This is a genomic window from Staphylococcus petrasii, from assembly GCF_002902565.1.
Classification (GTDB): Bacteria; Bacillota; Bacilli; order Staphylococcales; family Staphylococcaceae; genus Staphylococcus; species Staphylococcus petrasii.
The window spans coordinates 1-5,849 of sequence record NZ_PPRC01000064.1 but is presented as its reverse complement, the minus strand read 5'-3'; the positions used below and the strand labels follow the sequence as shown (position 1 = coordinate 5,849).

Here is a 5,849-nt window from a genome sequence, read left to right as displayed (position 1 = left end):
AAAATAAACTGTCATATTCTTGAATTATAACTGTATTAATGGTTAAATAAATATGGATATTTAATTAATAAATTGGAGGACAATAATTTATGTCTAAATTAGTTTTAGCGATTAATGCTGGTAGTTCTTCTTTAAAATTCCAACTTATTAGAATGCCTGAAGAAGAATTAGTTACTAAAGGATTAATCGAACGTATTGGTATTAAAGATTCAATTTTTACTGTTGAAGTCAATGGTGAAAAAGTAAAAGATGTTCGTGATATTAAAGATCATGAAGAAGCAATTAACATCATGTTAGATAGCTTCAAAAAACATGGTATCATTGATGACATTAATGACATCGCTGGTACTGGTCACCGCGTTGTTCACGGTGGTGAATTATTCCCTGAATCAGCTTTAGTAACTGAAGAAGTGGAACAACAAATTGAATCATTAAGTGAATTAGCACCTTTACACAACCCAGCTAACTTAATGGGTATCCGTGCATTCAAAAAATTATTACCAAATATTCCTCACGTAGCAGTATTTGATACTTCATTCCACCAAACTATGCCTGAGCAATCATATTTATACAGCTTACCTTATCAATATTATAAAGATTATGGTATCCGTAAATATGGTTTCCACGGTACAAGTCATAAATATGTATCACAACGTGCAGCTGCAATCTTAGATAAACCAATCGAAGAATTACGTATCATTTCTTGTCATATCGGTAATGGTGCATCAATCGCAGCTATCGATGGTGGAGAATCAATCGATACTTCTATGGGATTCACACCATTAGCAGGTGTAACAATGGGTACACGTTCTGGTAACATTGACCCAGCGTTAATTCCATTCATTATGCAAAAAACTGATCAAACTGCAGATGAAGTACTTAATGTATTAAATAAAGAATCTGGTTTACTTGGTATCTCAGGTACTTCAAGTGACTTACGTGACCTTGAAAGCGATGCTGAAGAAGGTAAAGAACGTGCTCAATTAGCATTAGACGTATTCGCTTCAAGAATCCACAAATACATTGGTTCTTATGCTACAAGAATGCATGGCGTAGACGTTATTGTCTTCACTGCTGGTGTAGGTGAAAACTCATCAACAGTACGTGCTAAAGTATTAGAAGGTTTAGAATTCATGGGTGTTTATTGGGATCCTAAGAAAAATGAAGCTATTCGTGGCGAAGAAGCATTCATTAACTACCCACATTCACCTGTAAAAGTAATTGTAATTCCAACTAACGAAGAAGTTATGATTGCAAGAGACACTGTAAAATTCGGTGAATTATAATATATAAAAAATATGCCATGATTATGTCTTTAAAAGATGTAATCATGGCTTTTTTAATTATGTTGGTGAAATAGAAAAAGGGTGCCTCTATAAAATGAGGCAACCCTTTAACTTTATAATTATGATTTCAATTTTATGAATATTGTTGTCTGAATTCTGGTGTAGCAACTTCTGGATGGAAGTCTTCTGGAATTTCTTCAGTACGTACTACTAACACATCACAAGGTGAGTGACGTACAATTGCTTCAGATACAGAACCAACGATAAATCGTTCTACTGCATTTAAACCTGAAGTACCACACATAATTAAATCTACTTTAAGTTCGCTTGCTAATTTTTTAGGGATAATGGCTTTAGGAGAACCAAACTCTAAGCGTGTTTCAACATTAGTTACTCCTGCACGTGTTGCAACTTCTTGATAACCTTTTAATAACTCTGCAGAGAAACCACGAGATTTCTCAGTGAATTGTGCATCATAAACTTCATAAGAAGAATATGTTCTTGAATCAATAATGTTTACAATTGTTAATTTGGCGTCGTTACGTTTAGCTACGTCTACGGCTTTGTTGAAAGCCCACTCTGCTTCATGTGAACCATCAACTGCGATTAAAATGTTTTTATAAGTTAACATCTTAATAACCCCCTTAGCTTTTCTTACTTATATTTTACCACAAATTTCAGAATATTTAATATTTATATTTTAACAATAATGTGTACTTTTTCTGATTGCGCTTTCATCTGTTTAGCGTTACGATGGTGTTGGAGGTGGATGGAATGAAAATTGGTATTCCAAAAGAGATAAAAAATAACGAAAACAGAGTTGGTTTATCACCAAGTGGTGTACATGCATTAGTTGAACAAGGACATACAGTGCTTGTTGAAAAAGATGCAGGTTCAGGTTCATACTTTGAAGACGCAGATTATGAAAAAGCAGGTGCTCAAATTGTATCTGATCAATCTGCAGCTTGGGATGTAGAAATGGTAATCAAAGTTAAAGAACCATTAGAAGAAGAATACAAATACTTCAGAGAAGGATTAATCTTATTCACATACTTACATCTAGCTAATGAAGAAAAATTAACTCAAGCGTTAGTTGATAATAAAGTAGTAGGTATTGCATACGAAACGGTTCAATTACCTGACCGTTCATTACCATTATTAACACCAATGAGTGAAGTAGCTGGACGTATGTCTGCTCAAGTAGGTTCTGAATTCTTACAAAAAATTAATGGCGGAATGGGAATTTTACTTGGCGGAGTACCTGGAGTACCAAAAGGTAAAGTAACTATCATCGGTGGCGGTCAAGCTGGTACAAATGCTGCTAAAATCGCTTTAGGTTTAGGTGCAGATGTTACTATCTTAGACGTTAACCCTAAACGTTTAGCTGAATTAGAAGATTTATTTGATGGTCGTGTAAACACTATTATGTCTAACCCATTAAATATTGAAGAACAAGTTAAACAAAGTGATTTAGTAATCGGTGCCGTTCTAATTCCTGGTGCTAAAGCGCCAAGCTTAGTTACTGAAGATATGATTAAACAAATGAAAGACGGTTCAGTAATCGTTGATATCGCTATCGACCAAGGTGGTATCTTTGAAACTACTGATAAGATTACTACTCATGATGATCCTACTTACGTTAAACATGGCGTAGTTCATTATGCTGTAGCTAATATGCCAGGTGCTGTACCTCGTACGTCTACAATTGCTTTAAACAATGCCACATTACCATATGCTCAATTATTAGCTAATAAAGGTTACCGTGAAGCATTTAAAGCTAACCATGCATTATCTTTAGGTTTAAACACTTATAAAGGTCATGTAACTCATAAAGGTGTAGCTGAAGCATTTGATTTAGAATACACTACTATCGAAGACGCTTTAAAAGAAGACTAATCGATATATTATAATAAAAATCCAGTTGAGAGGATATTGTCCATCTCAACTGGATTTTTTTAATTATTTTTCATAATGAGTTAGGATTTCGTAACCATCTTTAGTTACTAAAATGTCATCTTCGATACGAACACCAGCTACTCCTGGTACATAAATACCTGGTTCAATAGTAATGACCATGCCCGCTTCTAACTTATTAGTATTTGTACTTGATACATCTTGATATTCATGTTCTTCAAGTCCTAAACCATGACCTAGACGGTGAGGGAAGTACTCACCATAACCCGCATTTGTAATAATATCACGTGCAATTTTATCAATTTCATTTAATGGCACGCCTGCTTTAATAGAACGAATTGCTTCAGTTTCAGCTTCTAACACAATATTATAAATTTCTTGGGCTTTATCTGAAGGTGTTCCAAATTTCACCGTACGCGTCATATCGCTACAGTAGTGATTATAAATAACGCCTAAATCAAATAAAACATATTCATTATCTTTTAAAGTTCTATCGCCTGGAGTGCCGTGAGGAGAAGCAGCGTGATCGCCGAATAATACCATTGTATCAAAGCTCATTTCACTTACGCCAAACTTTTTAATTTCATTTTCAATATGATTAACGACTTCTCGTTCTGAAACGCCAACTTTTAAGAAATCAACACCAATTTCAATACATTTATCAGCTAACTTAGCGGCTTCTTTAATATTATTAATTTCATCATTATTCTTAATATTTCTTAAATTTTTAATAGTTTGGTCGATATCGCCATATTCAGTGACATCAAAGTTCTCAGTAAGTTCGCGTTGGCGCTTAACTGTTAAATGTTCACACTCAATTAATAACTTGTTAAAAGTATGAGGTTCAATATCAAATGGATTTTCTGTATCTAAGTAGCCAATGATTTTGCCATCAAAAGATGAGGCTTTCGCTTCTTCAACTTCCATTTTAGGACAGTAAAGAGTCTTCTCACCTGAGGCAGTAATCAATACTGCTAACAATCTTTCATGAGGCTCACTTCTATAACCTGTAAAGTAAAAGACATTGAGTGGAGTCGTAATCCATGCTGCATCAGCATTTTCATTATGTAACGCTTGTGTAATTTCGTCTATTTTTGTCATAAAATAATTATCCTCCTTGAGTTCTTTGGTATTAATTTTACGTCTATTAAAGAAGAAATTCAAAATAATCGAATAATTTTTGAAGAGCCTCAAATTAGGCTTTTTTGAAAAGATGAACTAATAGAGGTACGTTATCACGCGCATTTTAAATAAAAAGTGTTATAAAATTTATGTCCTAGGGTATACTACAATTAACAAGCTATTAGGAGGTTATCAATTATGAAACTTTCATTTCATGGTCAATCTACTATTTATTTCGAAGGGAACGGAAAAAAAGTAATCGTAGATCCATTTATTTCTGGTAATGATAAATGTGATTTAGATGAACAAAGATTAGATGTGGATTATATTATTTTAACGCATGGTCATGCCGACCACTTTGGCGATGTGGTTGAGCTTGCAAACCGTAATCACGCTACTGTGATCGGTTCAGCAGAATTACAAGGTTATCTTTCAACATATCATGGCGTTGAAAATGTTCACGGCATGAATATTGGAGGAAAAGCTAAATTTGATTTCGGTACTGTGAAATATGTTCAAGCATTCCATAGTTCAAGCTTCACTCACGAAGATGGTATTCCAGTTTATTTAGGTATGCCAATGGGTGTGATTATTGAAGCTGAAGGTAAAACAATTTATCACACTGGCGATACAGGCTTATTCAGTGATATGAAATTAATTGCAGAACGCCATCCAGTAGATGTATGTTTCGTACCAATTGGTGATAACTTCACAATGGGTATTGATGATGCTAGTTATGCAATTAATGAATTTATTAAACCTAAAATTTCAGTGCCAATCCACTACAATACTTTCTCATTAATCGAACAAAATCCTCAAGAATTTAAAGATGCAGTAACAGAAGGGGAAGTTCAAATTTTAGAACCTGGTGAAGCTGTAGAATTTTAAAATAAATCATTAAAAAAGTTCGTATTAAAACTTTACGATAAATTGAAAAACTCCTATTATATGAGTGAACAATTAAGGTTTCAAGTCACTCTATAATAGGAGTTTTCTACTATAAAATATAGTCATTTAACAATTAATACTGGAATAGTTGCACGTTTAGCTACTTTGTGACTGACACTACCTAGTACAAATTTCTTTTGACTTTCAGCTTTACGGTTACTTAATACAACGATTTCGTATTTACCACTGTTAGCATGTTTCACAAGTTCATCTTTAGGATTACCTCGCACGATGATTTGATCATAGCTAATGCCATAGTCATCTAAAATAGAACGAGTTTTTTCAAGTTCTTCACTGCGTTTATCAGTGAGTTCATTTAGATGTGTACCCGCTTTGATAGAAGCTTGAGCATCTTGTTCTCCAATTACATTAAAGATTGTAACGACAGTATCTTCACCAGATAATTTAGATACTTCTTTTAATGCTTTTTCATTTTTTAAATGTGTGTCGACGCCTAATAATATATTTTTATACATAGGACATTCCTCCTTTAATATAATTATATATAATATAAATTAATTTTTCCAATGAATATATTTATAATGATTAAATAACCATAATCATTAAATTATTATGATA

6 protein-coding genes are annotated in these 5,849 nt (G+C 33.4%); 3 read left to right on the top strand and 3 right to left on the bottom strand.

Annotated elements, in window-relative coordinates:
- Positions 1 to 89: 89 nt before the first annotated feature.
- On the top strand, positions 90 to 1,286 hold the full coding sequence (locus CD127_RS09905; protein WP_103366596.1) for an acetate kinase: 1,197 nt from the start codon (positions 90 to 92) through the stop codon (positions 1,284 to 1,286).
- Positions 1,287 to 1,419: 133 nt separating this feature from the next.
- Here CD127_RS09905 and CD127_RS09900 read toward each other — a convergent pair whose 3' ends face one another.
- Positions 1,420 to 1,917, bottom strand: coding sequence for a universal stress protein (locus CD127_RS09900; RefSeq protein WP_103366595.1), 498 nt, complete (start codon positions 1,915 to 1,917; stop codon positions 1,420 to 1,422).
- A gap of 143 nt (positions 1,918 to 2,060) precedes the next feature.
- Between CD127_RS09900 and ald the strand changes: the two genes are divergently transcribed.
- Positions 2,061 to 3,182: an alanine dehydrogenase gene (ald, locus tag CD127_RS09895; protein WP_103298531.1), complete on the top strand. Its 1,122-nt coding sequence runs from the start codon at positions 2,061 to 2,063 to the stop codon at positions 3,180 to 3,182.
- Between the two features lie 63 nt (positions 3,183 to 3,245).
- On the opposite strand, the gene CD127_RS09890 is transcribed toward ald, so the two are convergent.
- Positions 3,246 to 4,301 carry a M24 family metallopeptidase gene (locus CD127_RS09890; RefSeq protein WP_103366594.1) on the bottom strand — a complete coding sequence of 352 codons (1,056 nt, stop codon included), beginning with the start codon at positions 4,299 to 4,301 and terminating at the stop codon, positions 3,246 to 3,248.
- Between the two features lie 219 nt (positions 4,302 to 4,520).
- On the opposite strand from CD127_RS09890, the gene CD127_RS09885 reads away from it, so the two are divergent.
- Entirely contained in the window at positions 4,521 to 5,210 is a 690-nt protein-coding gene (locus CD127_RS09885; protein WP_103366593.1) for a metal-dependent hydrolase, read from the top strand.
- Between the two features lie 122 nt (positions 5,211 to 5,332).
- On the opposite strand, the gene CD127_RS09880 is transcribed toward CD127_RS09885, so the two are convergent.
- Complete coding sequence (locus CD127_RS09880) at positions 5,333 to 5,746, bottom strand: universal stress protein (RefSeq protein ID WP_103366592.1); 414 nt, start codon at positions 5,744 to 5,746, stop codon at positions 5,333 to 5,335.
- Positions 5,747 to 5,849 lie beyond the last annotated feature (103 nt).